Annotated in this window: 27 protein-coding genes; 19 read left to right on the top strand and 8 right to left on the bottom strand. The window is 73.4% G+C overall.

Annotated elements, in window-relative coordinates:
• Nucleotides 1-4: 4 nt before the first annotated feature.
• On the bottom strand, nt 5-1,693 hold the full coding sequence (locus ABTZ99_RS18840) for an ABC transporter substrate-binding protein (RefSeq protein WP_498785965.1): 1,689 nt from the start codon (nt 1,691-1,693) through the stop codon (nt 5-7).
• Between the two features lie 156 nt (nt 1,694-1,849).
• Between ABTZ99_RS18840 and ABTZ99_RS18835 the strand changes: the two genes are divergently transcribed.
• A complete protein-coding gene (locus tag ABTZ99_RS18835) occupies nt 1,850-3,121 on the top strand; it encodes an ROK family transcriptional regulator (protein ID WP_498785963.1) in 1,272 nt (423 codons plus the stop codon).
• 89 nt (nt 3,122-3,210) lie between these two features.
• On the opposite strand, the gene ABTZ99_RS18830 is transcribed toward ABTZ99_RS18835, so the two are convergent.
• Nucleotides 3,211-3,843, bottom strand: a complete 633-nt coding sequence (locus ABTZ99_RS18830; RefSeq protein ID WP_499612586.1) for a ThuA domain-containing protein — start codon at nt 3,841-3,843, stop codon at nt 3,211-3,213.
• Between the two features lie 11 nt (nt 3,844-3,854).
• Nucleotides 3,855-4,514 carry a TetR/AcrR family transcriptional regulator gene (locus tag ABTZ99_RS18825; RefSeq protein WP_499612584.1) on the bottom strand — a complete coding sequence of 220 codons (660 nt, stop codon included), beginning with the start codon at nt 4,512-4,514 and terminating at the stop codon, nt 3,855-3,857.
• A gap of 85 nt (nt 4,515-4,599) precedes the next feature.
• Here ABTZ99_RS18825 and ABTZ99_RS18820 point away from each other — a divergent pair, with 85 nt between their 5' ends.
• The 5 genes from ABTZ99_RS18820 to ABTZ99_RS18800 all read left to right on the top strand — a co-directional run bounded on the left by ABTZ99_RS18820 (nt 4,600) and on the right by ABTZ99_RS18800 (nt 8,604).
• A complete protein-coding gene (locus ABTZ99_RS18820) occupies nt 4,600-5,352 on the top strand; it encodes an MSMEG_6728 family protein (protein ID WP_499612582.1) in 753 nt (250 codons plus the stop codon).
• Between the two features lie 23 nt (nt 5,353-5,375).
• Nucleotides 5,376-5,813 (top strand): DoxX family protein, encoded by a 438-nt coding sequence (locus tag ABTZ99_RS18815; RefSeq protein ID WP_498785957.1) that lies wholly within the window; start codon nt 5,376-5,378, stop codon nt 5,811-5,813.
• 89 nt (nt 5,814-5,902) lie between these two features.
• Entirely contained in the window at nt 5,903-6,742 is an 840-nt protein-coding gene (locus tag ABTZ99_RS18810; protein WP_498785956.1) for an SDR family oxidoreductase, read from the top strand.
• 132 nt (nt 6,743-6,874) lie between these two features.
• Complete coding sequence (locus tag ABTZ99_RS18805) at nt 6,875-7,306, top strand: YciI family protein (RefSeq protein WP_498785954.1); 432 nt, start codon at nt 6,875-6,877, stop codon at nt 7,304-7,306.
• A 56-nt stretch (nt 7,307-7,362) separates the two neighbouring features.
• Nucleotides 7,363-8,604 (top strand): RNA polymerase sigma factor, encoded by a 1,242-nt coding sequence (locus ABTZ99_RS18800; RefSeq protein WP_498785952.1) that lies wholly within the window; start codon nt 7,363-7,365, stop codon nt 8,602-8,604.
• Here the strand turns inward: ABTZ99_RS18800 and ABTZ99_RS18795 are convergent.
• On the bottom strand, nt 8,578-9,042 hold the full coding sequence (locus tag ABTZ99_RS18795; RefSeq protein ID WP_498785950.1) for an SRPBCC family protein: 465 nt from the start codon (nt 9,040-9,042) through the stop codon (nt 8,578-8,580). The two genes, ABTZ99_RS18800 and ABTZ99_RS18795, sit on opposite strands and share 27 nt — an antisense overlap.
• On the bottom strand, nt 9,039-9,347 hold the full coding sequence (locus tag ABTZ99_RS18790) for an ArsR/SmtB family transcription factor (protein ID WP_308257457.1): 309 nt from the start codon (nt 9,345-9,347) through the stop codon (nt 9,039-9,041). The genes ABTZ99_RS18795 and ABTZ99_RS18790 overlap by 4 nt, the downstream gene beginning before the upstream one ends.
• A 157-nt stretch (nt 9,348-9,504) precedes the next feature.
• Here ABTZ99_RS18790 and ABTZ99_RS18785 point away from each other — a divergent pair, with 157 nt between their 5' ends.
• The 7 genes from ABTZ99_RS18785 (at nt 9,505) to ABTZ99_RS18755 (ending at nt 14,619) form a co-directional block, all read left to right on the top strand.
• A complete protein-coding gene (locus ABTZ99_RS18785; RefSeq protein WP_499612579.1) occupies nt 9,505-9,879 on the top strand; it encodes a hypothetical protein in 375 nt (124 codons plus the stop codon).
• Nucleotides 9,880-10,154: 275 nt separating this feature from the next.
• Nucleotides 10,155-10,511: a YbaB/EbfC family nucleoid-associated protein gene (locus tag ABTZ99_RS18780; protein WP_498785944.1), complete on the top strand. Its 357-nt coding sequence runs from the start codon at nt 10,155-10,157 to the stop codon at nt 10,509-10,511.
• Nucleotides 10,508-10,807, top strand: a complete 300-nt coding sequence (locus ABTZ99_RS18775) for a hypothetical protein (protein ID WP_498785942.1) — start codon at nt 10,508-10,510, stop codon at nt 10,805-10,807. Before ABTZ99_RS18780 ends, ABTZ99_RS18775 begins: the two co-directional genes overlap by 4 nt.
• Nucleotides 10,808-10,821: 14 nt before the next feature.
• Entirely contained in the window at nt 10,822-11,868 is a 1,047-nt protein-coding gene (locus ABTZ99_RS18770) for a WXG100-like domain-containing protein (protein ID WP_499612576.1), read from the top strand.
• A gap of 172 nt (nt 11,869-12,040) precedes the next feature.
• Nucleotides 12,041-12,817 (top strand): phosphotransferase family protein, encoded by a 777-nt coding sequence (locus tag ABTZ99_RS18765; RefSeq protein ID WP_498785935.1) that lies wholly within the window; start codon nt 12,041-12,043, stop codon nt 12,815-12,817.
• Between the two features lie 45 nt (nt 12,818-12,862).
• Nucleotides 12,863-14,086, top strand: coding sequence for an MFS transporter (locus ABTZ99_RS18760; protein ID WP_499612574.1), 1,224 nt, complete (start codon nt 12,863-12,865; stop codon nt 14,084-14,086).
• 26 nt (nt 14,087-14,112) lie between these two features.
• Nucleotides 14,113-14,619, top strand: a complete 507-nt coding sequence (locus tag ABTZ99_RS18755; protein WP_499612571.1) for a GNAT family N-acetyltransferase — start codon at nt 14,113-14,115, stop codon at nt 14,617-14,619.
• Here the strand turns inward: ABTZ99_RS18755 and ABTZ99_RS18750 are convergent.
• On the bottom strand, nt 14,616-15,272 hold the full coding sequence (locus ABTZ99_RS18750) for a helix-turn-helix domain-containing protein (protein WP_499612569.1): 657 nt from the start codon (nt 15,270-15,272) through the stop codon (nt 14,616-14,618). The genes ABTZ99_RS18755 and ABTZ99_RS18750 overlap by 4 nt on opposite strands.
• Nucleotides 15,273-15,345: 73 nt before the next feature.
• Between ABTZ99_RS18750 and ABTZ99_RS18745 the strand changes: the two genes are divergently transcribed.
• Nucleotides 15,346-16,122: an NAD(P)H-binding protein gene (locus tag ABTZ99_RS18745; RefSeq protein ID WP_498785926.1), complete on the top strand. Its 777-nt coding sequence runs from the start codon at nt 15,346-15,348 to the stop codon at nt 16,120-16,122.
• A 69-nt stretch (nt 16,123-16,191) separates the two neighbouring features.
• Here the strand turns inward: ABTZ99_RS18745 and ABTZ99_RS18740 are convergent, their stop codons facing one another.
• Nucleotides 16,192-18,873 (bottom strand): ATP-binding protein, encoded by a 2,682-nt coding sequence (locus ABTZ99_RS18740; protein WP_499612567.1) that lies wholly within the window; start codon nt 18,871-18,873, stop codon nt 16,192-16,194.
• Nucleotides 18,874-19,300: 427 nt separating this feature from the next.
• Between ABTZ99_RS18740 and ABTZ99_RS18735 the strand changes: the two genes are divergently transcribed.
• From ABTZ99_RS18735 to ABTZ99_RS18720, 4 genes are all read left to right on the top strand, one after another.
• Entirely contained in the window at nt 19,301-19,822 is a 522-nt protein-coding gene (locus ABTZ99_RS18735) for a hypothetical protein (protein ID WP_499612565.1), read from the top strand.
• 73 nt (nt 19,823-19,895) lie between these two features.
• Nucleotides 19,896-21,191, top strand: a complete 1,296-nt coding sequence (locus ABTZ99_RS18730) for a PepSY-associated TM helix domain-containing protein (protein ID WP_499612563.1) — start codon at nt 19,896-19,898, stop codon at nt 21,189-21,191.
• Nucleotides 21,192-21,303: 112 nt separating this feature from the next.
• Entirely contained in the window at nt 21,304-22,407 is a 1,104-nt protein-coding gene (locus ABTZ99_RS18725) for an MFS transporter (RefSeq protein ID WP_499612562.1), read from the top strand.
• A 43-nt stretch (nt 22,408-22,450) separates the two neighbouring features.
• Complete coding sequence (locus tag ABTZ99_RS18720) at nt 22,451-23,614, top strand: alginate lyase family protein (RefSeq protein WP_498785913.1); 1,164 nt, start codon at nt 22,451-22,453, stop codon at nt 23,612-23,614.
• 35 nt (nt 23,615-23,649) lie between these two features.
• Here the strand turns inward: ABTZ99_RS18720 and ABTZ99_RS18715 are convergent, their stop codons facing one another.
• Nucleotides 23,650-24,936 carry an isocitrate lyase/PEP mutase family protein gene (locus tag ABTZ99_RS18715; RefSeq protein WP_499612561.1) on the bottom strand — a complete coding sequence of 429 codons (1,287 nt, stop codon included), beginning with the start codon at nt 24,934-24,936 and terminating at the stop codon, nt 23,650-23,652.
• A 64-nt stretch (nt 24,937-25,000) separates the two neighbouring features.
• On the opposite strand from ABTZ99_RS18715, the gene ABTZ99_RS18710 reads away from it, so the two are divergent.
• Entirely contained in the window at nt 25,001-25,678 is a 678-nt protein-coding gene (locus ABTZ99_RS18710) for an ArsR/SmtB family transcription factor (protein ID WP_499612559.1), read from the top strand.
• The last annotated feature ends 92 nt before the right edge of the window (nt 25,679-25,770 follow it).

The following is a 25,770-nucleotide window of genomic DNA, read 5'->3' as shown; positions in this document are numbered from 1 at the left end:
TCGTTCACTGGCCGGCCGGCTTGAGCTTCAGGTAGATCTCCGACGCCTCCGGGCGCGCCCAGACCGCCGGGAACGCGTAGAGGTCGTCCTTGGTGGGCCAGCCGGTGAACTTCTTGGCGTTGTACTCGCTGGTCGTGCCGCCGGTCAGGACCGGGATGTACGGGATCGACTCCTCGATCCTGGTCTGGATGGTGTCCAGGAAGGGCCGGCGGGCGGCGTCGTCGGTCGGGTTCACGCCCTTGAGCCCGGCGAGCGCGGCGTCGACCTGAGGGTCGGAGAACCGGGAGAAGTTCGGGTTCGCCACCTCGCCGACCTTGGCCGTGGTCGCGGTGCTGAAGAAGTAGGACGCGTTGTAGAACGGGTCGGGCGCCGGGCCCTGGTGCAGCGAGTCGATCAGCAGCTCGAACTCGCCGCGGCCACGCGCGTCGGACCACTCGTTCCAGGACAGCTGCTGCGCGGTCACCTTGATGCCGACCTTCTGCAGCTGCTGGGACATCGTGTCGACCGCGGTGATGTAGTCGGTCCAGCCGGCGACGACCTTGAGGGTCATGGTCAGCGGCTTGCCGTCCTTGGCGTAGATCCCGTCGCCGCCCTTGGCGTAGCCGGCGGCCTCAAGCAGCTGCGTGGCCTTGGCCTCGTCGGGCTGCATCGGCGCGGTCTTCTCCTTGAGCTTCGAGGAGATCTGGTCCTTGTCGCGCTCCAGCAGCGCGGCGCCCGGGGACACCTCGCTCGCGGTGTTCTCGAACGCGAGCGAGTTGATCTGGGTGCGGTTGAGGGCGTAGTAGATCGCCTTGCGCACGGCCACGTCGGTCTGCGGGCCCTGGCAGCCCAGGGCGGCGTTGGAGCAGGTGAAGAGCGCGACCTGGTTCATCGGGATGGTGATGGCCTTGTAGCCCGGGTAGTTCTTCTCGACGTCGGCGATGTCCGGGACGGGGCCGGTCTGCCAGTCGATCTGGCCGGCCCTCAGCGCGGCCTCGCCGGACTGGTTGCCCGACAGCGCCAGGTAGCGGACCTTCTTCAGGGCAGGCTCACCGGAGTGGTAGTCGGGGTTCGACTTGAGCGTGAACGCCTGGGCCTTGAACTCGTCCAGCATGAACGGGCCGGTGCCGACGGGCTCCTTGATGACGTCGGTCGCGGGGGTCGCGATGTCCTTCCACTTGTGCTCGGGGACCATGAAGATCTTGCCGAGGACCTGCGGGCCCTCCATGTAGGACGGCTCGGTGAACTTGACCGACACGTGCGTGTCGTCGACCGCGGTCGCCGTGCCCTTGTAGCCCGTGCTGTTCATGGTCGGGTTCTTGGAGACCATGTCGAGGGTGAAGACGACGTCCTTGGCGGTGAACTTCTGCCCGTCGGTCCACTTGGCGTCGTCGCGCAGCTCGATGTCGAGCTGGGTGCCGTCGGCGTTCCACTGGAAGCTCTTGCCCAGGCGGGGCCGCGGCTCGACGTCGCGGATGTTGTTGAAGAAGAACAGCGGTTCGAAGATCGTGCCCGGGCCCTCGATCAGGGTGGGCGAGAACGGGTTGAAGTTCAGCTGCCAGTCACCGGCCTGGCCGGTGTAGACGACCAGCGTGTCCTTGTTCGCGTCACTGCCGGCGCTCGATCCACCACACGCGGTCGCCAGCATGGCGACCGCGGCCAGGCCGGCCGCCGCCATGCGCGCCCGTGAGAAGCGCCTTGCCTTCAGGGACATCGTCGATTCCTCTCGTGGCCCGAGACCGGCCGCGGTCCCGCGTTGAGGCAGATTGTTAAGTCATCGAAGAAACGAAGTCAACACCTCGGCGTCATCTGCCGGTCAAGTTGCTACCCTTCGTCCGACGAACGAACTAAGACCAACGCGGGGGACCACGTGAGCGGACCGGCGCGGGCGACGCAGCATGCGAGCAGCAAGTCCGCCGTGCTGGACGTGATCCGGGCGGCGGGCACCATCAGCCGCGTCGGCCTGATCAACGCCACCGGTTTCACCGGCGCCACCATCTCGACGGTCGTCCGCAAGCTCATCGACGAGGGCCTGGTGGTCGAGACCGGGCGGGCCGAGTCGACCGGCGGCAAGCGGCGGGTCCTGCTCCAGCTCAACCACTCCTCCCGGTACGCCGTCGGCGTCCACTTGGACCACGCGGGCATCACGTACGTGCTGACCAATCTCGGTGGATCGGTCGTGGCCCGCATTTCGAGGGCGGGCGCGGGCGCGGCGGAACCGCGGACCGTGGTGGCGCGGATGGCGGCCGAGGTGAAGGGCCTGATCGACGGCGTCGGCGTCGAGCACAACCGCGTGCTGGGCCTCGGCCTGGTCTCCCCCGGACCGCTCAGCTCGGACACCGGCATGGGCCTGACCCCGCCGTCCATGCGCAAGTGGGAGGACTTCCCGCTCGCGCGCGAGCTGGAGCGGGAGACGAGCCTGCCGGTGGTGCTGGACAACGACGCCACGGCGGCGGCGCTGGGCGAGCACTGGTCGGGCGGGATCGGCGGGACGGCGATCTCGGCGGCGTTGTACATGGGCACGGGCATCGGCGCGGGTCTGATCATCAACGGCATCACCTACCGCGGCAGCAGCGGCAACGCCGGGGAGATCGGCCACATCTGCGTGGACGCGGACGGGCCGGAGTGCTGGTGCGGCGCGCGCGGGTGCGTGGAGGTGCTCGCCGGGCCGGCGGCCGTGGTGGCGGCCGCACGGGCGGACGCGGCGCTGGCCGGGTCGGCGGGGCTGACCGGGCGGTCGCGGTCGGTGTCGTCGGACTTCGCGGCGGTGAGCCGGGCGGCGCGCCGGGGCGAGCCGTCGGCGTTGGCGATCCTGGAGCGGTCGGCGCGGTACATCGCGGTGGCGGCGCGGACGTTGGCGAACGTGATGGACCTGGAGGTCCTGGTGCTGACGGGGCCGAGCTTCGCCATCGCCGGTTCGGTCTACCTGCCCGTGGTGCGGGACGAGCTGGACCGCACGTTCTTCTCGCGGGCGGCGCACGGCGTCGACGTGAGGCTGTCCCGTTCGGCCGCCACGGCGTCCGCGATCGGCGGGGCGGCTCTGGTGCTGCAATCCGAGCTCGTGCCGCTCCACGAAGGCCTCAGGCTGCCGGAGAACCTGGCCGACTCGGAGCCCGCCGCGTTGGCGGACTCGGGCGGGTGACCGCGGGGGTCCTGGTCGTTCGACTCGCGGGCCGTGAAGGTTCCTGAGCGTCGGACACGCGGGGCTTGGGCGTTCGACACGCGCGGGGGTCAGGGGCGGGCGGCCCAGAGCAGGCCCCGTTCGACCAGGGTGCGGACCGGGGGCAGGGCCAGGTCGGCCGGGTGGTGGCCGATCGTGCAGGCGAAGACGCGGCCGGCGCCCCAGCGGCGGGTCCACACGGCGGGCACGGTCAGCTGGGTGTGCCACGGCTCGGCGGCGGCGAAGGTCGTGGTCGCGTGCACGTCGTTGAGGCCGTCGGTCAGCACCCAGTACTGCTCGGTCCGCAGGTCGAACCCCTCGAGACCGGCCACGATCGGGTGGGTCGAGGTGATCTCCACCCGGTGGTCCACGAAGCCGCCGGGGTGGTCGACGAACTGGCCACCGACCAACCTCAGGTAGCCGCGGGAGTGGCGGAACGCGTCCACCAGGCCGCCGTGCCACCCGACCAGCCCCGTCCCACCGCGCACCGCCGCTTCCAGGCACGTGAACTGGTCGTCGGTCAGCACGCCGTCGCTCCAGCACTGGACGACCAAGTCGTACCCGCCGAGGCGCTCGTCGTAGACCTCCAGCGAGTCCGACACGTCCACCGCGAACCCCGACGAGCGCAGGAACGGCAGGAACCCGTCGGTCGCCTCCACCGGCGAGTGCCCGTCCCAGCCACCGCGAACCACCAGTGCCCTCACGACGCCGAACCCTACGGCCTCCGCGGGCGTCCGGACCGGGCCACCAGGCCGACCAGCTGGTTCACCAGGCCCTCCGTCAGCCCTTCCCGCACCAGCTCGCCCGCCGCCGGTCCGCCCAGCTCCCGCATCACCTGCGCCACCGCGTCCGTCGGGTTCGCGTGCGGCCACAGGCCGGCCGTCATGACCAGCACCACGCGGGCGAAGTGCCGCGCCGCCGCCTCGTCCAGCACCGGCACCCCGGCCCGCACGACCTCCGCCAACCGGGTCGTGTGCGCGTGCGCCCGGCGCTTGAACACGCGCGCGAAGTCCACCGAGATGTTGCGCTCCAGCACCCCGGCCATGCCGCTGACCAGCTCGCACAGCAACCGGCGGCGCAGCAGCGAGGTCGCGATCGCGGTCGCCACCTCCTCGGCCTCGACCGCCGGCGCCACCGCGGCCTCGACCTCGTCCAGCCAGGCGCCCCACTCCCGGTCGAGCAGTTCCAGGAAGATCGCCTCCCGGCTGTCGAAGTACCGCAGCACGTTCGACTTCGCGAGCCCGACCCGGTCGCTCAGCTCGCGCAGGCTGATGTCGGCGACGGACCGCTCCCGCAGCATCGCGGACGCCGTGTCGAGGATCGTGCGTCGCCGCTGCTCCACCTGCTCGGGCCGCCGGGCGCGCTGGAACTCCACCGCCGCAGGCTAACAGCCCACCGGTCTTTTGCCTGTCCGGACGACCGACGCGCTTGACCGGCCGCACGCGGGGTAGCCGGCTGGGGTGCAGACGTTCCTGCCGTGCGCGACCTTCGCCCGCAGCGCCGCCGTGCTCGACTCGCGGCGGCTCGGCAAGCAGCGCGTGGAGACCGCCCAGATCCTGCGCGCCCTGGTCTGGCCCGAGTACGGCTGGAAGCGGCACCCGGCGGTGCTGATGTGGCGCGGCTTCACGCCCGCGCTGGTCGCCTACGGCGTGGCCGTGTGCGACGAGTGGCGACGGCGCGGCCACCGCGACGGCCTGCGCGCCGGGTTCCTCGACTACACCGGCGGCCGGGAGCCGACGTGGTCGTGGTGCCTGGCCGAAGGGCTGCTCCCGCCCTGGCTCGGTGACGACGACCTGCACCGCAGCCACCGGTCCGCGCTCCTGCGCAAGGACCCCGACCACTACCGCCCGCTGTTCCCCGACGTCCCGGACGACCTCGACTACGTCTGGCCCGCGCCGGTGTTCCCGCTGGACGTCCCCGACACGCCCGGCCTGGTCGCGTGCCGCGTCGACCGGCCTCCCCTGCCCGACGAGGACCACCCGCCGCCACCGCCGCTCGACCACCGGCCCGGCCCGTCGGTCGCCCGCCCGCCCGGCGAGGCCGACCTGGCGGCCGTGCGCGCCGAGGCGGCCGACCCGCGCCGGGTCCGCTTCTTCCGCCGCGGCCAACGCCTACCGGCCCCGACCAGCCGGTTCACCCTCGGGCTCGACTTCCCGGAAAAAAGTTCGGCCGACGTGTCGATCCGGAGGGGTCCCCGTTCGTCGCGTCAGTAAGACCACGAGATGGGGAGCCCGAGATGACCACCACGACCGACACCCGCCGCGCCGCCGCCCACACCACCACCGCCACCACCAAGCGCAACGACCTGGTGCTCGCCGCCTTCCGCGTCGTCGTGTCGTTCCTGTTCGGCCTGCACGGCTTGCAGGGCCTCGGTTTCCTCGGCGGCATCGACGGCCAGGGCGCCGCGGTCCCGTTCGGCTCGTGGCCGGGCTGGTACGGCAGCGTGATCGAGCTGGTCGGCGCCGTCCTGGTGCTGGTCGGCCTGGCCGCGCGGCCGGCCGCGTTCGTGCTGTCCGGCGTCATGGCCTACGCCTACTTCACCGTCCACCAACCGGAGGCCCTGCTGCCGATGCACAACATGGGCGAGCTGGCCGCCCTCTACAGCTGGGTGTTCCTGCTGCTGGCCGTCCTCGGCCCGGGCGCCTTCACGGTCGGGCGCGCCCTGCGCCGCTGACCCTCCGCACACCCCCGAAGGGCGCGCCTCCACCCGGAGGCGCGCCCTTCGGCGTGTTCAGGTCGTACGCACGTGGGCACCCTGCGGACATGGCCGAGAACCCGATCAAGTACCCGGGGTTGACCGACGACGTCCACCCCACCCCGGACCACGGCGAGGCGACCTACCGCGGCACGGGGCGGCTCACCGACAAGAAGGCCGTGATCACCGGCGGCGACTCCGGCATCGGCCGCGCCGTCGCGCTGGCGTTCGCGCGCGAGGGCGCCGACGTGCTCATCTCCTACCTGCCCGCCGAGGAGAAGGACGCCCGCGACACCGCGCGGCTCGTCGAGGAGGCCGGGCGCAAGGCGGTCGCCGTCCCCGGCGACCTCACCGAGGAGGCGCAGTGCGCGGCCGTCGTGGCGCGCGCGGTCGAGGAGTTCGGCCGGATCGACGTCCTGGTCAGCAACGCCGCCTACCAGATGGCGCAGGACGGCGGCCTGCTCGACATCTCCACCGGGCAGTTCGACCGCGTCATGAAGACGAACGTGTACGCGATGTTCTGGCTGTGCCGGGCGGCCGTGCCGCACATGCCCGAGGGCTCCTCGATCATCACCACGTCGTCCATCCAGGGGTTCCAGCCCTCCTACCAGCTCCTCGACTACGCCACCAGCAAGGCGGCGATCGTGAACTTCACCAAGGGCCTGGCGCAGAACCTGGTGGACCGGAAGATCCGGGCGAACTCGGTCGCACCCGGTCCGGTGTGGACGCCGCTCATCCCGGCCACCATGCCGCCGGAGAAGGTGGAGAGCTTCGGCGAGCAGTCGCCCATGGGCCGCGCGGGGCAGCCGGCCGAGCTCGCCCCGCTGTACGTCTTCCTGGCCTCGTCGGAGTCCAGCTACATCACCGGCGAGGTCATCGGTGTGACCGGAGGCTCGCCCATCACGTGAAACCCCTGGTCAGGGCCCCGCGAAAAAATCTTGGAAGAAATCGGGCCCGGATGTCGATCCACGCCCCCGCTCGTTCGTCGCGTGAGTAGAGGCCAGGATGGACCGGCCAGGCGAACCAACAGGGAGATCGACATGCGTTTCATGGTGATCGTGAAGGCGAACGAGAACACCGAGGCCGGCGCGCAGCCCACCGCGGAGGAGCTGAACGCGATGGGCGCGTTCAACGAGGAGCTGGTCAAGGCGGGCGTGCTGCTGGCGGGCGAAGGGCTGCACCCCAGCTCCAAGGGCGCGCGGGTCTACTTCTCCGGCGACAAGCGCACCGTGGTCGACGGCCCGTTCGCCGAGACCAAGGAGCTGATCGCCGGTTTCTGGCTGCTGGAGCTCAAGTCGCTGGAAGAGGCGGTCGAATGGGTCAAGCGGGTGCCGAACCCCACCGGCGAGGAGTCCCAGATCGAGATCCGGCAGGTCTTCACCGAGGACGACTTCGTCAACGCCTCGCAGGAGCTGAAGGACCGCGAGCGCGAGCTGCGCGCCGAGCAGGAGGCCCGCGCCGCCCAGGGCTGACCCGGGGGCACGCGCTTGCCGACGCGCATCGGTAGCTGATCTGATTCCAGGTCGTGATGGCTACCGATGCGCGTCGTGCGGTCGAGGCGGTGTGGCGGATCGAGTCCGCCCGCCTGATCGCGGGGCTGGCGCGGATGGTGCGCGACGTGGGCCTGGCCGAGGAGCTGGCGCAGGACGCGCTGGTCAGCGCCCTGGAGCAGTGGCCGGAGCACGGCGTGCCGCGCAACCCCGGCGCGTGGCTGATGACCGCGGCGAAGAACCGGGCCGTCGACCTGATCCGGCGCGACCGGAACTACCAGCGCAAGCTCGAGCAGATCGGGCGCGACACCGGGTCCGACCACGTCCCGGACGCCGCCGCCAAGGTCGGCGAGATCGACGACGACCTGCTGCGGCTGGTGTTCACCGCGTGCCACCCGGTGCTGTCCACCGAGGCGCAGGTGGCGTTGACCCTGCGCATGCTCGGCGGCCTGACCACCGACGAGATCGCCCGCGCGTTCCTGGTGCCCGAGGCGACCGTGGCGCAGCGGATCGTGCGGGCGAAGAAGACCCTCGCCAAGGCGGGCGTCCCGTTCGAGGTGCCGGCGGAGGACGAGCGGGACGCCCGGCTGGCGTCCGTGCTCGGCGTGATCTACCTGATCTTCAACGAGGGCTACTCGGCCACCGCGGGCGACGACTGGATGCGCCCGGCGCTGTGCGCGGACGCGTTGCGGCTGGGCCGGGTGCTGGCCGGCCTGATGCCGCGCGAGCCCGAGGTGCACGGCCTGGTGGCGCTGATGGAGGTCCAGGCGTCCCGGGCCAAGGCGCGCGTCGGCCCGGACGGCGAGCCCGTGCTGCTGCTGGAGCAGAACCGGGCCCGCTGGGACCAGCTGCTCATCCGCCGCGGCCTGGACGCGCTGGCGAAGGCCGAGTCGTTGGGCGGCGCCGGCGGACCGTACGCGTTGCAGGCGGCGATCGCCGCGTGCCACGCGCGGGCCCGCGTGCCGGAGGACACCGACTGGACCCTCATCGCCGGTCTCTACGAGAGGTTGTCGCTGGTCGCGCCGTCACCGATCGTGGAGCTGAACCACGCGGTGGCGATCGGGATGGCGTTCGGCCCGGCGGTCGGGCTGGAACTGGTGGACGAGCTGGTCGACGAGCCCGCGCTGAAGGGCTACCACCTGCTGCCGAGCGTGCGCGGCGACCTGCTGGCCAAGCTGGGCAGGCACGCCGAGGCGCGGGCGGAGTTCGAGCGGGCGGCCGGGATGACCCGCAACGAGCGGGAGCGCAAGCTGCTACTGGACCGCGCCGCCGGCTGCTAGCGCCCGGCCGAGGTTGTCCAGCAGCTCGACCGTGCCGCGCTCGCGGTGCTCGACCTTGTCGTGGCCGTCGAGGAACGCGCCCGACTCGGTGTAGACGAGCCGCGTGCCGCCGCCGGAGGCCTTGAACTCCACGGTGGCGACGGACACCGAGATGCGCGTGTCCTCCATGTGCATCTCGTAGGTCGTGACGATCCGCTCGTCGGGCACGATGTCCTGGAAGCGGGCCGCGTAGTGGAAGACCTTGCCGCCCGGCTGCCCGCCGCTGACGCGCTCCTCGCCGCCGACGCGGAAGTCCTGCTCCAGCGGCTTGGCCACCCACTCGTCCGGGCCGACGAACCAGCGCGACTTCGCCTCGGGGGTCGCCCAGGCGGCGAAGACCGCGGCGGGCGGCGCGTCGTAGTCGCGCTCCAGCGTGAACGTCGCGTGCTCCACGGTCATGACTGCTCCTTCAGGTAGTCGTCGAGCCGGTCGAGCCGGCTCTCCCAGGTCGTGCGGCGCTCGGTGATCCACTGCTCGGCCTGGCGCAACGCGGACGGCACGACGTGGCAGGTCCGCACCCGACCGACCTTCTCCGTCCGCACCAGGCCGCTGGCCTCCAGCACCTGCAGGTGCTGGACCACCGCGGGGAGCGACATCTCCAACGGCTTCGCCAACTCGCTGACCGACGCGGAGCCCAGGGTCAACCGCTCGACCATGGACCGCCTGCTCGGATCGGCGAGCGCGTGGAACACTTGGTTAAGCACCTACTTAAGTATCCGCGCCCCGCCGCCGATGTCAACCGCTCGCCCCGGCGACCTCGGAGCGCCTCGTCGGACGACCGCACGGCCCGGAAAACCGCTCGGCCGCCGGCGTGCCGCCCCGGTACCGTCCGGCGGACGTGATCGACGGAGAGGGGGCGGCGTGCGCAAGAGCCCGCAGGAGAAGAAGCGGTTGAGCTACGCCAAGGACCGCCGCAACACCTACGGCGAGAACGACAAGAGCTCCCGCAAGAACATCCCCCAAAACAAGCAGCTCGCCCACCGCGCCGACCGGCACCACGCCGACCAGGCCCTGCGCTCGGCGCTCGGTCGGGCCGACGAGGCGTCGGCCGACCACGCCGAGCAGGTCGCCCGCGACCGCCGGCCGTCGTGGTTCCGCAAGCACCCCGACGCGCCGCTGGGCGAGGTCGTCGCCTACCGGCTGCGGGAGCGCGTCGAGGCCGGCACGGACGGGCAGGAGCGGGCCGAGGCGCGGTTGGCGCGCGTTCGGCGGCACTACCGGCGGGCCACCCCCTGACCGGTCACGGCCACGTGCCGTCCTCGGTGAACCGGGTCGGCGCGGCCGTCGGCCCGGCGAGGTCCCGGCCGTTGGCCGCCACCCAGCCGTCGTAGTACGCGTCGGCGTACGACGCCGACCGCGCCGCCCAACCGCGGCAAGCCGAGCCGCCGGCGGTGTCGTCGTGCCGCGCCGGTCGGACGGGTGGCCGGAACCTGTCAGCGCACCCCGACGGGCCCGGGACCTGACCCAGACTCCGCTCGAACGCCCATCAGCCGCACGGGAACGAGGGCCGAGTGAACCCGGTCGACTACGAAAGCCTCGCCGACGAGGTGAAGACGATCCAGCGCGGGCTGGCCGAGGTCCGCGCGACCGCCGTGTCCGACGACGGCCTGGTCAGCGCCGTCGTCGGCGGTCGCGGCGAGGTGATCGAGCTGGACTTGGACCCCCGGATCTACCGGACCGCCGACTCCGCCGCCCTGGCGGCGACCATCACCGCCACGATCCACCGCGCGGTGGCACGTGCCCAGGCCGAGGTCTTCACGCTGGTGCGCCGGTTCCTGCCCGCCGACGCCACCCCGAAGACGGCCGACCTCGACTTCGACCCCTTCCTGACCTCCCTCGACCGCGCCTCTCGGCGGGGCGACCGGTGAGCGGCGTCGAGCTCTCGACCGAGGCCGCCCTCTTCGAGCTGAACGGGATCGACGTGGAGGGCAAGCTCGCCACCGACACCTGGCGCGGCCACCGCGCCACGATCGACGCGGGCGAGGCGGGCATCGGCGCCGGTCCGCTGGCCGACGCGTTCCGCTCGGTCTACGTGCCGGAGCCCGTGAAGCAGGGCGCCGACCACGCGTTGGCCGCCGTGCCCGCGGTCGTCAAGGCGGGTCAGGAGGGCGTGGCCGACTACGTGGCCGCCGACCAGCGCGCCGCCGCGGGTCTCCCGCGCTGATCGGAGGACTCGGCATGCCCATCGGGGAACCGACCAGTGCCCTGGGCCTGTGGCCGGAGGTCAAGGCGATCACCGGCTGGCCGGAGACCGACGAGACCGCGGCGGTGGACCTGTTCTTCGGCTGGCGGGACGCCGCCGCGGCCGTCCACGCGCTCAGGTCGACCAACGTGAGCGGGCTCGCCGGCGCCTGGCCGGACCCGGCGGGTCAGGCCCTGCTGGGCAAGCTGGGCGAGGTGTTCGCCGCGCTCGGCACGGTCGAGCAGGACATGAACGAGCTCGCCGGGCGGGCCGGGCGGTTCGCGCTGGAGGTCGAGGGGGTCAAGAACTACATCCGCGACGCGATCCACCTCAACCTCGTCAACTTCGGCATGGCCGCCGCGCTGCCCCCGGTCATCGGACGCCGCATCCAGGACGGGATCGTCGCCGACCTGGCGTCCGCCATCGTCGCGGAGATCACCGCCTCCGCCGAGCGGATCAAGGCGCCGGGGCCGATCGACCACCGGCAGATCATCGAACAGCTGGCCGCCGCACGAGGGCTCGGCGAGCACGGCCTGCACCTCATCCAGGACAACGCGAACACGATCAGCGCGTTGGCCGACGTCAGCGGCGACGCGAGCACCGGCCTCAGCATCGCGAGCGACGCGGCCCTGCTGGCCGGTCCGGCGGGCGTCCTGCCGAAAGCGGGGCTCGAAGCCGTGTCGACCGCGCTGGGCTGGGGCGCGTTGTTCGGCCACACGCTCGCCTACCTGGGCGGGGCGGACGTGCCGCCGGAGACGTTCCTGCTCGACGTGATGGGACTGGCTTCCCCGCTCGGCACCCCGGTCCTGCTCGCCCACCTCGGGGTCGACGTGGCCGAGTACGTCGGCGGCCAGCCGACGTCCACCATCGTGGACGACTACAACAAGTACTGGCGACCGACCGGCGAGGCGGTCAGCGGCACCGACCCGCTGCTGGGGTCCTACAACCCGGTGCTGAACGCGTCGGCGGCGGGCGGAGCGCTCGACGCGGAGCGACGGCCGGACCTGCTGGAGGAGCGGGCCCGGTCGCGCGGTGATGGCTGACCGCACCGCCGACGCGACGGGTGAACGGCTCGGTCGCACGCGGGTCCCGCCGGTACCGTTCGGCCCGAACCGGCTGGGAGGAGGCAACCGTGCGCAGGTCCCCTGAGGAGGAGGCGCGGTCGAGCCGCGCCGAGGACTGCCGCGGCGACGTCCCGCGCGGCGTGCCCGCGCCGTGAGCCACGGCGACTTCGACGGCGGCTGGGACAGCCTGGCGCGGTTGGTGGACGGCCGGTGGGTCGAGCGGCGGCCCCGGCGGCCGGAGGTGGCGGCGCAGTTGCGCCGGGAGACCCGGTTGATGCCGTGGCTCGCGCCTCGCCTGCCGCTGCCCGTGCCGGTGCCCGAAGTGGTGTCCGACGAACCGCTCGTCGTGCGGCACGCGCTCGTGCCGGGCGAACCCCTCACCCGCCCCGGGCACGGTCGCGCGCACGGACGAGAGCTCGGGCTGTTCCTGCGCGCGCTGCACGACTGCCCGGCCGACGAGGCGAGCCGCCTCGGCGTGCCGACCCGGCCACCCGGCGACGCCGTGCCGCGGTTCGAGGCCGACGTGGTGCCGCTGCTGCCCGCGCGGCGGCGCGAAACCGCGCACGAGCTGCTCGCGGCGGCACGGCGGCTCACCGGCGGCACGCTCGTCCACGGCGACCTCGGCCCCGACCACGTGCTGACCGCCGACGGCGTGCTGACCGGCGTGATCGACTTCGGCGACGTCCACCTCGGCGACCCCGCGCTCGACCTCGCGTGGGCCCTGCACGACACCGCGCCGGCGTTCGCCGCGGCCGTCGCCGACGCGTACGGCGTGACCGAGGACCAGCGGGCACGCGCGCTCACGTGGCACCGGCTCGGCCCTTGGCACCACGTCACGTTCGGCCTCGACCACGACGACCCCGTGATCACCCGCGAGGGACTGCTCGGTGTCCTCGCCCGGCTGCCGGCGACGCCGGGGAGGCGCTGACCGGGAGCTGTCGGCGTTTGCCAGGATGGCCGTGGGGGTGGCCGCATGAGCGACGGCGAGGAACTGCTGCGCCACAAGGAGTTCGTCCGCTTCTGGGCCGCGGACGCGGTGTCGTTGGTCGGCACGGCGATCACCACGTTGGCGCTGAGGGCCGTAGCCGTGTTGACGCTGGGCGCGTCCGCCACCGAGGCGGGGATGCTCGAAGCCGCGCGCTGGCTGCCGTACCTGCTGTTCGGGCTGGTCGCGGGCGCCCTGGTGGACCGGTGTCGGCGTCGGCCGGTGCTGATCGGCACGGACCTGGCCCGCGCCGCCGTGCTGGCGCTGATCCCGCTCGCCGCCTTCACCGGCGCCCTCGGCATGCCGTCGCTGATCGGGCTGATGGTCGTGTTCGGGACGTTGAGCCTGTTCTACGACGCGGCGCACCAGTCGTTCCTGCCGCTGCTCGTGCCGACCGAACGCCTCACCGAGGCCAACGCCCGCCTGGAGCAGACCAGGGCCGGCGCCCAGGCCCTCGGGCCGCTCGTCGCGGGCGGGTTGGTGAAGCTCATCGGCGGACCGCTCGCCGTGCTGGTGGACGCCGTCTCGTACCTGGTGTCGGGCCTGGTGCTGGCCACCCTGCGCACGCCGGAACGGCCGGTCGAGGCGCCGCCGAAGCGCGACCTGCGCGGCGAGGTGCGGGAAGGCCTGCGGTGGGTCTACCGGCACGAGGTGCTCCGCCCGCTCGCCATCGGGTCGCACGCCTGGTTCCTGTTCACCTCCGCAGCCGGCGCCGCCTACACCATGCTGGTGCTCGACGAGCTGCGCTTCGACGCGTTCCTGTACGGCGTGACGTTCGCGGTGGGCGGTGTGGGCGGGCTGGTCGGCGCGTCGCTGTCCGGACGGGTGGGACGACGGTTCGGCGTCGGCAGGGTGATCGTGGCGGCCCGCTGGCTCACCCCGGTCGGTTACGCGCTGGCCCCGTTGGCCACGTCGAGCACGACCGGGTTCGCGCTGCTGTGCGCGGCGCAGTTCGTGTTCTTCCTGTCGGCCATCCTGGACGCCCCGGTGGAGATGGCCTACCGGCAGTCGATCACGCCCGACCGGCTCATGGGCCGGATGAACGCCACCATGAGGTCGGTCAACCGGGCCATGATCGTGTTCGGCGCGCTGGTCGGAGGCGTGCTGGCCGACGTGCTCGGCAACCGGCCGGCGCTGTGGACCGCCGTGGTGGGCCTGGTCGGCACGGCCGCCTGGATCACGTCCTCCGCCGTGCGCCGCGCCCGGTTGTAGCGCCGCCCGGCTGTACGGTGGACGCGGTGGAGCTGCGCACCGCCAAGGCCGCCGACCTCGACCAGGTCGCCGTGCTGGACGACTCGTTCACCACCGCCACCGTGCTCGAAGTCGTGGCCACGCCGGAGGGCTTCACCCTGCGCCCAACTTCGGTCGACCCACCGCTGCACAAGGTCTTCCCGCCCGACGACGACCCCGGCGGCACGGTGTTCGTCGCCGCCGACGGGCCGCGCGTGCGCGGGTTCGTCGCCGTCGACCTGGAGGACTGGCACCGCCGGCTGGTGATCCGGCAGGTCACCGTCGCACCGGGACACCGCGGGCGCGGCATCGGCCGGGCGCTGGTGGAGCACGCCTGCGCCCACGGCCGCGAGCACGGCGCGCTGACCGCGTGGTTGGAGACGTCGTCGGTGAACGTGCCCGCGGTGCGCGCCTACCGACGGCTCGGTTTCGCGTTGTGCGGCCTGGACACCACGTTCTACCGGGGCACGCCCGCCGTCGGCGAGGTCGCGCTCTTCTTCGCCCGCGACCTCTAGCAGTAGGTCGCCTCGGGCAGGTCGCCCGCCACGTACGCGCCGGGCGGCACGCCCATCGTGGCCCGGAACTCCCGGCTCAGGTGGGCCTGGTCGTAGTAGCCCAGCTCCACCGCCAGCCGCGCCCACTCGCCTCGCTCGCCCCGGGCCACCACCCGCCGCACGCGGTCGACCCGCGCGTACTGCTTGGGCGACAACCCGACCGCCCTGGTGAACAACGTGCGCAGGTGCCGTTCGCTGACGTCCAGCGCCCGCGCGGTCTCCGCCACGCCCCGCGTCCGCAGCAGCCGTGCCGCCGCGTGCACGAGGTCCGACCGCTTCGGGTCGGTCGACTCGACCCGGCTCAGCAGCGCCGACCGCAACGCGGCCTCGTCGCCCACCGGCCGGCCCCACACCTCGCTCAGCGGCACGACCCGGCCCGCCAGCTCGTCCACCGGCACGTCCAGCACCGCCTGCGCCCGGCCGGGCGTCAACCGCACGACGGTCCGCCGCGCGCCCTCCCGCCCGGTCACGTAGCTCGCCCGGTCGCGTGGACCCACCACGAACGCGCCGGCCGACGCCGTGCACACCACCAGCGTGGTGGCCGTGTCCGGCGCGTGCACGAACTTCCCGCCACCGAACGACTGCATGCCGATCCCGGCGACCCACGGCCGCAATCCTCGCTCCACGCACCCGACAACCGCCGGAACGTCCAAGACCTTCCCGACCCCGGGCGCCGAGACTCGTCCCATGTTGCTGATCACGGGTGCCACCGGCACCACCGGCCGTGAAGTCGTCCGCCTCCTCACCGACCGCGGTGCGGCGTTCCGCGCCCTGTCCCGCACGCCGACCGGCGACCAGGTGCACGCCGACCACGCGGAGCCCGCGTCCCTCGACCGGGCGATGGAGGGGGTGGACGCGGTGTTCCTGCTCGGCCCGGGCACCTCCGAGCTGCCGTCCTACGACTCGGCCGTGCTCGACGCGGCGAAGCGCGCGGGCGTGCGGAAGGTGGTGAAGCTGTCCTCGATCCCGATCGGCCCGGTCGGGCAGTGGCACCGGCCCGGTGAGGAGGCGGCCCGCGCGTTCCCGGTGTGGACGCTGCTGCGGCCGAGCATGTTCGCGACGAACTCGCTCCAGTGGGCGCCGCAGGTCGCCGCGGGCGAGCCGGTCCCGAACCCGGTGGGCGCGACGAAGTTCGGCGTCGTGGACCCGCGCGACCTGGCGGAGGTGGCGGTGCGCGCCCTGCTCGACGACGACCACCACGGCCGCACGTACACGCTCACCGGGCCGGAGCTGCTGAGCATCCCCGAGCAGGTGGCCGTGCTGGCCGACGTCCTCGGCCGCACGCTGTCCACAGTGGACCTCCCGTTGACCGCGCTGCCGCCGGAGTACGCGGAGGGCCTGCGGGCGGCGCTCACCGGTGAGGGCTCGTTCCTGTCCGACGACGTGGCCGAGGTGCTCGGGCGCCCGGCGACCGCCTACGCCACCTGGGCGCGGGAGCGCTACCCGAGGGTCGCGTCTGCGTAGTCCGACCGATGTCCCGGCGGGGTCGCCTGGTTCTGCTTCTGGTGGTACCTGCTGCCGTTGCGCTGCCGACTAGCCCGAGGCGCCCAGGCGCCGGATGCCCTCGCGGGCGATGTCGGTGCGCGACCGCACCCCGAGCTTCGCGAGCACGTGTGACACGTGCGTGGCCACCGTGCGGCCGGACAGGAACAGCCGTTCCCCGATCTGCCGGTTCGACAACCCGGACACGACCAGCTCGGTGACCTTCAGCTCCGTCGGCGTCAGGCTCTCCCACCCGTGCGTGGCCCGCCGGTGCTTGGCGTGCGGGCCGCGCCGGATGCCGTGCTCGCGCAACCGGGCCAGCAGCCGGGTCGAGTCCCAGTCCGCGCCCAGTTCCGCGTGCACGTCCACGGCGTGGCTCAACGCCGCCCGCGCCGACGTCCGGTCGCCCGCCGCCGCGAACAGCTCGGCCGCCGCGGACAACGCCTTGGCCCGGAACAGCGGCCGGCCCGCCACCCGGTACTCCTCGGCCGCGTGCAGCAGCCCGACCGGGTCGGCCGACACCAGCGCCCGGCAGTAGGCGGCGGACGCCCGGCGGTGCGGCACGGCCGGTTCGGCGGTCGGCGACTCGGCGGCCAGCGACTCGGCGTGCGCGACCGCGGCGGAGGCGTCCTCGCCCAGCTCGACGGCCAGCCGCACGAAGTCCGGCAGCAGGTCCTCCGCGCAGTTCCACCCGGTCAGCACCGACCACGCCTCGCGCACCCGTCCGGCCTGCTCCAGGGACAGGCTCACGGCCAGCGCCAACGGCCCGATCACGTGCCCGGCCAACCCGGCGCCCGCCGCGTCGAGGTGCCGCCGCGCGCCCGCCGCGTCACCGCGGTGCAGGTGGATCAGCGCCGCCACGCCGTGGTCGCACCGCGACACCATCGGGTGCTTCAGGTCGTCGGCCAGCAGGTCGACGTCGACCAGCGCCTCGTCCCACCGGCCGGCGTCCAGCAGCAGCTGGCCCAACGCGCTCTGCGCCTGCCCGAGCCGCACGAGGTTGCCGACCTGGTCGGCCGCGTGCCGGACCACCTGCGCGGACGCGATCGCCTCCGCGCCCCGGTCCAGCTCGCCCAGCGTCACGGCCTGGTTGATCTGGAGCAGCAGCCGCAGGTCCGACGTCGCCGGCTCCCCCATGGCCACCGCCAGCGCCCGGTCGAACAGCGGCAGCGCCTCCGTCATCCGGCCGCGCGCCATCGCCACGATCGTGCGCACGTGCAGCGCCCAGCTCGTGGCCCACCGGTCGCCGCCGACCAGCGCGGCCTGCGCGAGCCGTTCGGCGTCGTCCAGCCGGCCGACGTCCCAGTGCGCGCGGGCGGCCAGCACGAGCAGCCGCGCCCGGTCCGACGCGGTGACGTCCGGCGCCGCGAGGGCGCGCTCCACCTCCAGCAACGTCTCCGCCGAACGCCCGGTCATGCTCCGGCACTGCGCCAACGTCCAGTGCAGGTCGACGAGCGTCCCGTGCTCCAGCCCGGCCAGCGCGACGGCCTCCGCGCCGTGGTGGTCGCCCAGCCGGAACCGCGCCTCGGCCAGGTGCGCCAGCAGCACGCCCCGCCGGCCGCCGGTGTTCGGCGCGACCACGACCCGGCTGAACAGGTCCACGGCGGCCTCGGGCGCGTGCGCGACGAGCATCGAGCCGTGCACGACCAGCCAGTCCGCCACCCAGTCGGGCAGCCGGTCGTCGGCGGCGAGCAGCTGCCGGGTCACCCGGTCCACGCCCGCGCCCGTGTCGGCCAACGCCCGCGCCGCCTCGGTGTGCCAGGCGCCCCGTGCGGCCTCGGGCACCTCGTCGTACAGCGCCGTGCGCACCAGCGGGTGCCGGAACGACAGGCCGGCCGTGCCGTCGACCAGCACGCCCGCCACGGTCGCCTCCTGCAACGCGGGCAGCAGCTGCACCACGCGCACGCCGAGCACGGCGGCCAGGTCGGCGACCGGGAAGTCGACGCCGAGCAGCGCGGCGGCCACGAGCACCCGCCGCACGTCCGCGCCGAGGAACCCGATCCGGTCCGCGATGGCGGCCGACAGCGACGGCGGCACGCCCGCGTCCACCAGCCGGGCCGTGCCCGTGGCGTCGGTCTCGATCGCGGACCCGCGCAACAGCGCCTCGACCAGTTCGACCAGGTAGAGCGGGTTGCCGCCGGCGTCCTCGGCCAGCCTGGCCAACGCCTCGTCGGGCGTGCCGCCCGCCAGCCTGCCGGTCAGCTCCACCACGTCGGCGGGCGCCAGGCGCGGCAGCGGCAGCCGGGTCACGCCCTTGCGCAACGCGGCCACGTCGTCGCGGCGCGGCAACGGCCGCAGCACGCCGATCAGCAGCAATGGCAGTTGCGGCACGAGGCCCGCCAGCCGCCGCCACACCGCGACGCTCGCCTCGTCCGCCCACTGCAGGTCGTCCAGCACCAGCACCACCGGGCCGATCGCGCACAGGTCGTCCACGCGGGCCAGCAGGCGTTCGGCGGTGACCGCGGCGCTCTCCGACCGGGCCACGGCGAGCGCGTCCAGCAGGGGTAACAGCGGGAGCGCGCGGCCGAGCTCGTCGCCCGCGCCCCGGCACACCCGGAAGCCGCGGGCCGCCGCGACGTCGCACGCCGCGCGGACCAGCGCCGTCTTGCCGATCCCCGGCTCGCCCTCGACGAGCAGCGCTGTGCCCCGCCCCTGGGCCAGGTCGTCCACCAGCGCCGAGAGGCGGCCCAGCTCACGCTCGCGGCCGGCGAGACGCAGGGTGACGGCACGCACACCGTGAGAATACGGTGCAAACGGCAGGTTAACAAGATGTTACATTGTTCGCCAATTAACCTGATCGTCAACCAGTTAGCCGTTTGTTCACGCCGATTCCGCTCCGCGTCCCTCCGACTGCTGCCACGGTAATCGCCGGAATTCCCCCGTCCCCGTCGACTGGAGAACGCATGCGAATCGCCCGAGTGCTCATCGCCGCCCTGCTGGTCGCTGTCTTCACGACCGCCGCGGATCTCTCCACCAGCCCGTTCGGCGGAATGCCCTACAACTGACCGGCGATATTCCACCCGAATTCAGAAAATTCCACCCGACCGGTGCGGACAACGACGAACAGGGGTCGCCCGGACAACGGAGTCCGGCGAGCCCGTCGCCGCACGGGACATTCGTCCTCCACCCGCCCTGGACGAGGCCGCTACGCTGCGGAAGCGTGGCATCGGCCCCGACCCGAGGCGCCGCGCGCGTGCTGCGCTGCGGCGCGGTCGGGCTGTCCACCGGGCTGCTGGCCGTGCTCGCCCACGCGAGCGGCGGCGGCCACCTCCCTTCCCTGCCGCACGTGCTGGTGTTCGCGCTGGCCATCGCGTGGACGTGCGTGCCGCTGACCGACCGGCAGCTCGGGTTCGCCGAGCTCCTCGGCCTGGTCGGCGTGGTGCAGGTGGCGGCGCACGTGTTCCTGGCCGTGCTCTCGCAACACCCGCGCGAGGTGCTGCCGTCGCCGGCGATGCTGCTGGCCCACCTGGTCGCCACGGCGATCGTCGTCGCGGCCCTGACGGGCTTCGAGCAGGCCGTGTTCCGGCTGGCCGCCGTGATCGCGGCCGTGCTGCCGCGCAGGCTGAGCCCGCCGCCCGCGTTCGCGCCGCTGCGCATCCCGATCGCCGCGCACCCGCAGCAGCCCCTGTCCGAGGTGCTGCGCCGCCGCACGCTGCCCCGTCGCGGACCGCCCCACTCCTAGGTAGCCGCACCTCCCCACCACCGCCCCGACTTCCGGGACCGGTGGCATCCCCCCATACCCAGGAGTTCCCGCCATGACCGAGTCCTGGCGCGGCCTCGTGCTGCGCTTCCACTTCTACGCGGGCGTGCTCGTCGGCCCGTTCGTGCTGATCGCCGCCCTCACCGGCGTGCTGTACGCCGCGACACCGCAGTTGGAGTCGTGGCTCTACTCCGACCAGCTCCGCGTGCCCGAGTCGTCGTCGTCCGTGCCGTTGTCGCAGCAGGTGAAGGCGGCGGTGGCCACCCGGCCGGACGACGAGCTGGTCGCCATCCGGCCCGCGCCCGAGCCGGGCACGACGACCCGCGTGCTGTTCGCCTCCGACGGCGACGCGAGGCCGACCGTGTTCGTGAACCCCGCCGACGGCGCCGTGGTCGGCGAGCTGATGACCTACGGCACCAGCGGCGTGCTGCCGCTGCGCACCACCATCGACCAGGTCCACCGCAACCTGCTGCTCGGCGAACCCGGTCGGCTCTACAGCGAGCTGGCCGCGTCCTGGCTGTGGGTGGTGGCGCTGGGCGGGGTGTTCCTGTGGTTCAGCCGCCGTCGGACCCAGCGCACGAAGCCGACCACGCGCAAGCACGCGACCGTCGGCCTGTCCGTGCTGGTGGGCGCGCTGTTCCTGTCCGCGACCGGGTTGACGTGGTCGGCCTACGCCGGTGAGAACGTCGCCGCCGTCCGCCAGGCGCTCGACTGGACCACGCCGGCGCTGGAGGGCGGCGGCGACCACGCCGGGCACGACATGTCCAACCCCATCCCGGTGATGCCCGGCGAGGTCGACTCGGTGCTGACCCACGCCCGTTCGGCGGGCATCGACGCCGGGCTCATCGAGATCACCGTGCCGCCGATGGCGGGCATGGCCTGGAACGTCACCGAGATCGACCGCGCCTGGCCCACGCAGGTGGACGCGGTCGCCGTCTCCGGCGGGCAGGTCGTGGACCAGGTGCGGTTCGCCGACTACCCGTTGGCGGCGAAGCTGACCCGGTGGGGCATCGACCTGCACATGGGCGTGCTGTTCGGCTGGCCCAACCAGCTCCTGCTGCTGGCCGTCGGGCTCGGCCTGGTGGCGCTGGTGGTCCTCGGCTACCGGATCTGGTGGCTGCGCCGACCCACCCTCGGCTTCGGCCGGCCGGTGCCGCGCGGGCAGTGGCGGAAGGCGCCGCGGGCGCAGCTCGTGGCCGTGCTGCTGGTGGCCGCCGCCGTCGGCTGGTTCATCCCGCTGCTCGGGCTGAGCCTGCTGGCGTTCCTGGCGACCGACGCCGTGCTGGCCGTGCGGTCGCGGCGGCGGAAGTCCGGTGAGCCGGCTCCGGAATCGTCGCCGGTGGCCGGGTAAAAACGGCGCGACGGCCGAGCCGGGAGCGGGTTAGCCTCCAGCCATGCGCTGTGGTTGACGCCCCGTACCGCCCCCGGCTCGGCCGCTGGCCCGCCTGACGGTGGGCTGGGCGGTGCTGGCCGACACCGTGCCGATCTACCCGCTGTACGCGCTGCTGTTCGTGGCCACCGGGTTGTCGGACGCCGAGGTCTCCGCGTTGTTCGCGATCTGGTCGACGGTCGCGGTCGTGGCGGAGGTCCCGTTCGGCGCGTTCGCGGACCGGTTCTCGCGGAAGTGGTCCGTCGTCGGGGCCGGCGTGTGCCAGGCGGCCGGGTACGCGCTGTGGACCGTGCTGCCCGGGTTCACCGGTTTCGCCGCGGGTTTCGTGCTGTGGGGCGTGGGCGGGGCGATGTCGTCCGGCGCGGTGGAAGCGCTGCTGCACGACGGGTTGGCGGCGGTCGGCGCTTCGTCGCACTTCGGGCGGGTGCTCGGCCGGGTCACGGCCGTCGGGTTGCTGGCGCAGATCCCGGCCGCGCTGCTGGCCGTCGCGCTGTTCTCGGCGGGCGGGTTCGCGCTCGTCGGGTGGGTGAGCGTGGCGACGTGCCTCGGCGCGGCGCTGGTGGCGACCCGGCTGCCGGAGACGCCGCGACCGGAACCCGCGGGCTACCTGGCCGTGTTGCGGTCCGGGCTGGCGGAGACCGTGCGCGCGGTGGACGTGCGGCTCGCCGTGCTGGTGGTGGCGTCGTTGGCGGCCCTGGACGCGTTCGAGGAGTACTTCCCGCTGGTCGCGGCCGGCTGGGGCGTGCCGGTGGCGCTGGCGCCGCTGGCGACGTTGGCGATCCCGTTGGTCGGCGCGGCGGGTGCGGCGTTGGGTGGGACGCGGTTGCCGTTGGGCGTGCTGCTCGGTGGTGCGGCGGTCTTGTTGGGTGTGCTGGGCGTGGTCGCGCACCCGTTCGGGCTAGCGGGTGTGGCGGTGTTCTACGGCGTGTACCGGCTGGTGTGGGTGAGCGCGGAGGCGCGGTTGCAGTCGCGGATCACCAGTGACGCGCGGGCGACCGTGACGTCGGTGGCGGGGCTGGGCAGCGAGGTGTTCTCGTTCGCCGTGTACGGGGCCTGGGTGTCCGGTGGGGTGGTCGCGGTGGCCGGGGTGGTGCTCGTGGTGGCGTTGTCGTTGCCGCTGACCGGCCGGTCGCGCTCCCGGCCGGAACCGGACGGCGCGGTCGTTTCACCACCGTGAACGTTGTTGACGGCTGTGGTCCAGACCACACATGCTCGCGGTCATGGTCCGCAGATCGCTCTTCACCGCCGCGTTGGTGGCGGTCGGCTTGGTGGTGGCGCCCGCGCAGTCCCCGGCGGCGCCCGCCACGTTCACCCACCCCGGGGTGCTGGTGAGCAAGGGACAACTGGACTTCGTGCGGGCCAAGGTGAACGCGGGCGCGCAGCCGTGGCGCGGTGCGTACGACCAGATGATGGCGCACCCGTTCGCCTCGCTGTCACGCGTGCCCAAACCGCGCGCGGTGGTGGAGTGCGGGTCATACTCCAACCCCAACTACGGGTGCACGGACGAGCGCGAGGACGCGTTGGCCGCGTACACGTTGTCGTTGGCGTGGTACGTGACGCGGGACAACCGGTACGCGGCGAAGGCGATCGAGATCATGGACGCGTGGTCGGCGACGATCCGCGACCACACCAACAGCAACGCGCCGTTGCAGACCGCGTGGGCGGGCTCGTCGTGGCCGCGCGCGGCGGAGATCATCAAGCACGTGCACGGGAACTGGCCGAACTCGGGCCGGTTCGCGACCATGCTGCGCGAGGTCTACCTGCCGGAGATCGTCAACGGGCGTGCGGCGACGAACGGCAACTGGGAACTGTCCATGATGGAGGCGACGCTCGGGATCTCGGTGTTCCTGGAGGACCGGGCGGTGTACGACAAGGCCGTGTCGATCTTCCGGACCCGGGTGCCCGCGTACGTCTACCTGACCTCGGACGGCGCGCTGCCGCGCACGCCGCCGGGCAGCGGCATCGACACGCGTGACGAGATCGTCTCGTACTGGCACGGGCAGACCACGTTCGTGAACGGGCTGTCGCAGGAGACGTGCCGCGACTTCGCGCACACCGGCTTCGGCCTGGCCGCCGCCGCGCACATCGCCGAGACGGCCCACCACCAGGGCCAGGACCTGTGGTCGGAGGTCCGTGAACGCCTGCGTCACGCCTACGGCCTGCACGCGAGGTACCAGCTGGAGCCGATGCCGTCCTGGCTCTGCGGCGGCACCCGCAAACAGGCCCTCGGCCCGACGACCGAAGTGGCCTTCAACGCCCTCAACACCCGCCTGGGCATCGCCATGACCAACACCCAGAGCCTGACCGAACGCCAACGCCCCGCCGCCACCGACCGCCTGTTCGTCGCCTGGGAAACCCTGACCCACGCCGCCAACCCCTCCTGACCGCCCGCGCGGGTCCGACCTCCGGAACGCGCGGGTCACGGGGTCGAGAGGGACTGGGTTTCGGGGTAGGTGGGGAGGTCGGCGGGGGTGGGGGCGCCGGAGCGGACGGCGCGGGCGGTGTCGACGGCCGCGGCCAGGGCGGCGCGGAACGGGAGCGAGCCCGTGCTCACGCGGCGGACGCCCAGGTCGCGGAGGGTGTCGGTGGGCAGCGACGGCAGGGTGTTCAGCGGCACGGGGACCGCGGCGACGGCGGCGGCGATCTCGGACTCCTCGGCGAGGCCCGGGATGAACACCCCGTCGGCGCCGGCGTCCACGTAGGTCCGCGCACGGTCGAGCGCCGACGCGCGGTCGACGCCCAGCCAGTGGGTGTCCACGCGCGCGTTGACGAACAGCCCCGGCGCGGCCTCCTTGAACGCACGGACGATCCGCGCGTGATCGGCCGGCTCCGCCAGGCCCGCACCACGCCCGTCCTCCACGTTCACGCCCGCCACCCCGAGCTCCCACAGCTCCGCCGCCAACGCACCCACGTCACCCCCGAACCCCGCCTCCACGTCCACCGTCACCGGCACGGGCAGCCGCACCAGCAGCCGCGCCAACGCCACCGTCTCCGCCCGCGCCACGCCCGCCGCGTCCGGCAACCCGTGCGCCACCGCCACACCCAGGCTCGTGGTCCCCACCGCCCCGAACCCCGCCCGCACGAACGCCGCCGCCGACGCGAAGTCCCACGCGTTCGGCAGCACCAGGAACCCGTCGTGCATCCGGTGGAACGCCCGCGCACCCTCCACCAGCGCCAACGCGTGCGCCCGCCCCGGGCACGCGTGCCGACCACCGCCGAACCACGCCTCGCCCAGGTCCACCTCCACCACCGACCCGTCCGGCGCGACCCGCCGCGTCACCGGCACCGGCGGCTCGACCCCGGCGATCAACGCCCGGGTCGCACCGGAGGCCTGCACCAGCACCCCGATCAGGTTCGCCGTCCCCTCGTCCCACGTCCCACCGCACGCCGCGACCAGCCGCGCCACCGCCTCGTCGGCCTCGGCGGTGACGTCGACGTGCGGCTGGTAGCACGCGGCCACCACCGCGACGTCCGACGCGACGGACCGCGGCAGCCCCAGCGCCTCCGCCAGCACCGCCACCGGCTCACCCGCCCGCCGCAACGCCCCTGGATCCACAGTGGACAGCACCCGCTCCACCGACGCCCGCCGCCGCGCGTGGTCCGCACCCTCGCTGAACCGCGCCACCGACGACCGCAGCCACGCCACCCCGGTCGCCGCCGCGGGCACCGGAGGAACCACGTAAGACGAATCCCACAGCTCGTTCATGCCGCCAACGTAAGCCGCCGTCACTTCGGCCACCGCCGAACCGTCACGAGCGCACAATGGCCCCATGGCCGCAGACGAACTGGCGAACCTGGCCGCGCTGCTGGCCGACCGCAGCCGCGCCCGCTTCCTGCTCGCGCTCCTGGACGGCCGGGCCTGGACGTCGGGCGAACTGGCCGAGGCCGCCGACGTGGCGCCGTCCACGGCCAGCGAGCACCTGACCCGCCTGGTCCAGGCCGGCCTGCTCGCCGAACGCCGCCAAGGCCGCCACCGCTACGTCCAGCTGGCCGGCCCGAAGCAGGCCAGGCTGCTCGAAGATCTGCTCGCCTACCTGGGACCCACCGACCCGCCGGCCCGCACGCTCCGCGCGTCCACCGCCAACCAGGCGCTGCGCCGCGGCCGGACGTGCTACGACCACTTGGCCGGGCGCCTCGGCGTGGCCATCAGCGACGCCATGGCGGCCCGGGGCCTGCTCACCGAGGACCTCGCCCTCACCCACGACGGCCTCGCGTGGCTGCGGGACGAGCTCGCGTTCACCCCGCCGGCCACCCGCCGCCCGCTGGCCAAGGCGTGCCTGGACTGGACCGAGCGCCGCTCCCACCTCGCGGGCACGGCGGGCGCGCACGTGTGCGCCCACCTGCACGCCCGGGACTGGGTGCGCGGCATCGGCACGGGTCGCGCCGTGCGCCTCACGCCCACCGGCGAAGCGGCGCTGCGCGACCTCCTCGGCGTCTCGGCGCCCTAGCGCCTGTTTCACAAGTCCGTGTTCGCGATAGTCGGGCCTGAGGCGGCTCCCGGGGGCACGGCCGAATGGGCCACATACAACAGCGGTATGCG

Origin of the sequence: Actinosynnema sp. NPDC002837 (assembly GCF_040295345.1) — a bacterium.
Lineage (GTDB): Bacteria > Actinomycetota > Actinomycetes > Mycobacteriales > Pseudonocardiaceae > Actinosynnema.
The sequence above is the reverse complement of the archived record's forward strand: the minus strand, read 5'-3'. Positions and strand labels throughout refer to the sequence as shown.

Bases quoted from the DNA above. Each gene is read 5' to 3' on its own strand.
- ABTZ99_RS18840 (WP_498785965.1), bottom strand. From the start codon at position 1,693: ATGTCCCTGAAGGCAAGGCGCTTCTCACGGGCGCGCATGGCGGCGGCC.
- ABTZ99_RS18815 (WP_498785957.1), top strand. From the start codon at position 5,376: ATGACCACCACGACCGACACCCGCCGCGCCGCCGCCCACACCACCACC.
- ABTZ99_RS18810 (WP_498785956.1), top strand. From the start codon at position 5,903: ATGGCCGAGAACCCGATCAAGTACCCGGGGTTGACCGACGACGTCCAC.
- ABTZ99_RS18805 (WP_498785954.1), top strand. From the start codon at position 6,875: ATGCGTTTCATGGTGATCGTGAAGGCGAACGAGAACACCGAGGCCGGC.
- ABTZ99_RS18800 (WP_498785952.1), top strand. From the start codon at position 7,363: ATGGCTACCGATGCGCGTCGTGCGGTCGAGGCGGTGTGGCGGATCGAG.
- ABTZ99_RS18795 (WP_498785950.1), bottom strand. From the start codon at position 9,042: ATGACCGTGGAGCACGCGACGTTCACGCTGGAGCGCGACTACGACGCG.
- ABTZ99_RS18770 (WP_499612576.1), top strand. From the start codon at position 10,822: ATGCCCATCGGGGAACCGACCAGTGCCCTGGGCCTGTGGCCGGAGGTC.
- ABTZ99_RS18760 (WP_499612574.1), top strand. From the start codon at position 12,863: ATGAGCGACGGCGAGGAACTGCTGCGCCACAAGGAGTTCGTCCGCTTC.
- ABTZ99_RS18745 (WP_498785926.1), top strand. From the start codon at position 15,346: ATGTTGCTGATCACGGGTGCCACCGGCACCACCGGCCGTGAAGTCGTC.
- ABTZ99_RS18730 (WP_499612563.1), top strand. From the start codon at position 19,896: ATGACCGAGTCCTGGCGCGGCCTCGTGCTGCGCTTCCACTTCTACGCG.
- ABTZ99_RS18720 (WP_498785913.1), top strand. From the start codon at position 22,451: ATGGTCCGCAGATCGCTCTTCACCGCCGCGTTGGTGGCGGTCGGCTTG.
- ABTZ99_RS18715 (WP_499612561.1), bottom strand. From the start codon at position 24,936: ATGAACGAGCTGTGGGATTCGTCTTACGTGGTTCCTCCGGTGCCCGCG.
- ABTZ99_RS18710 (WP_499612559.1), top strand. From the start codon at position 25,001: ATGGCCGCAGACGAACTGGCGAACCTGGCCGCGCTGCTGGCCGACCGC.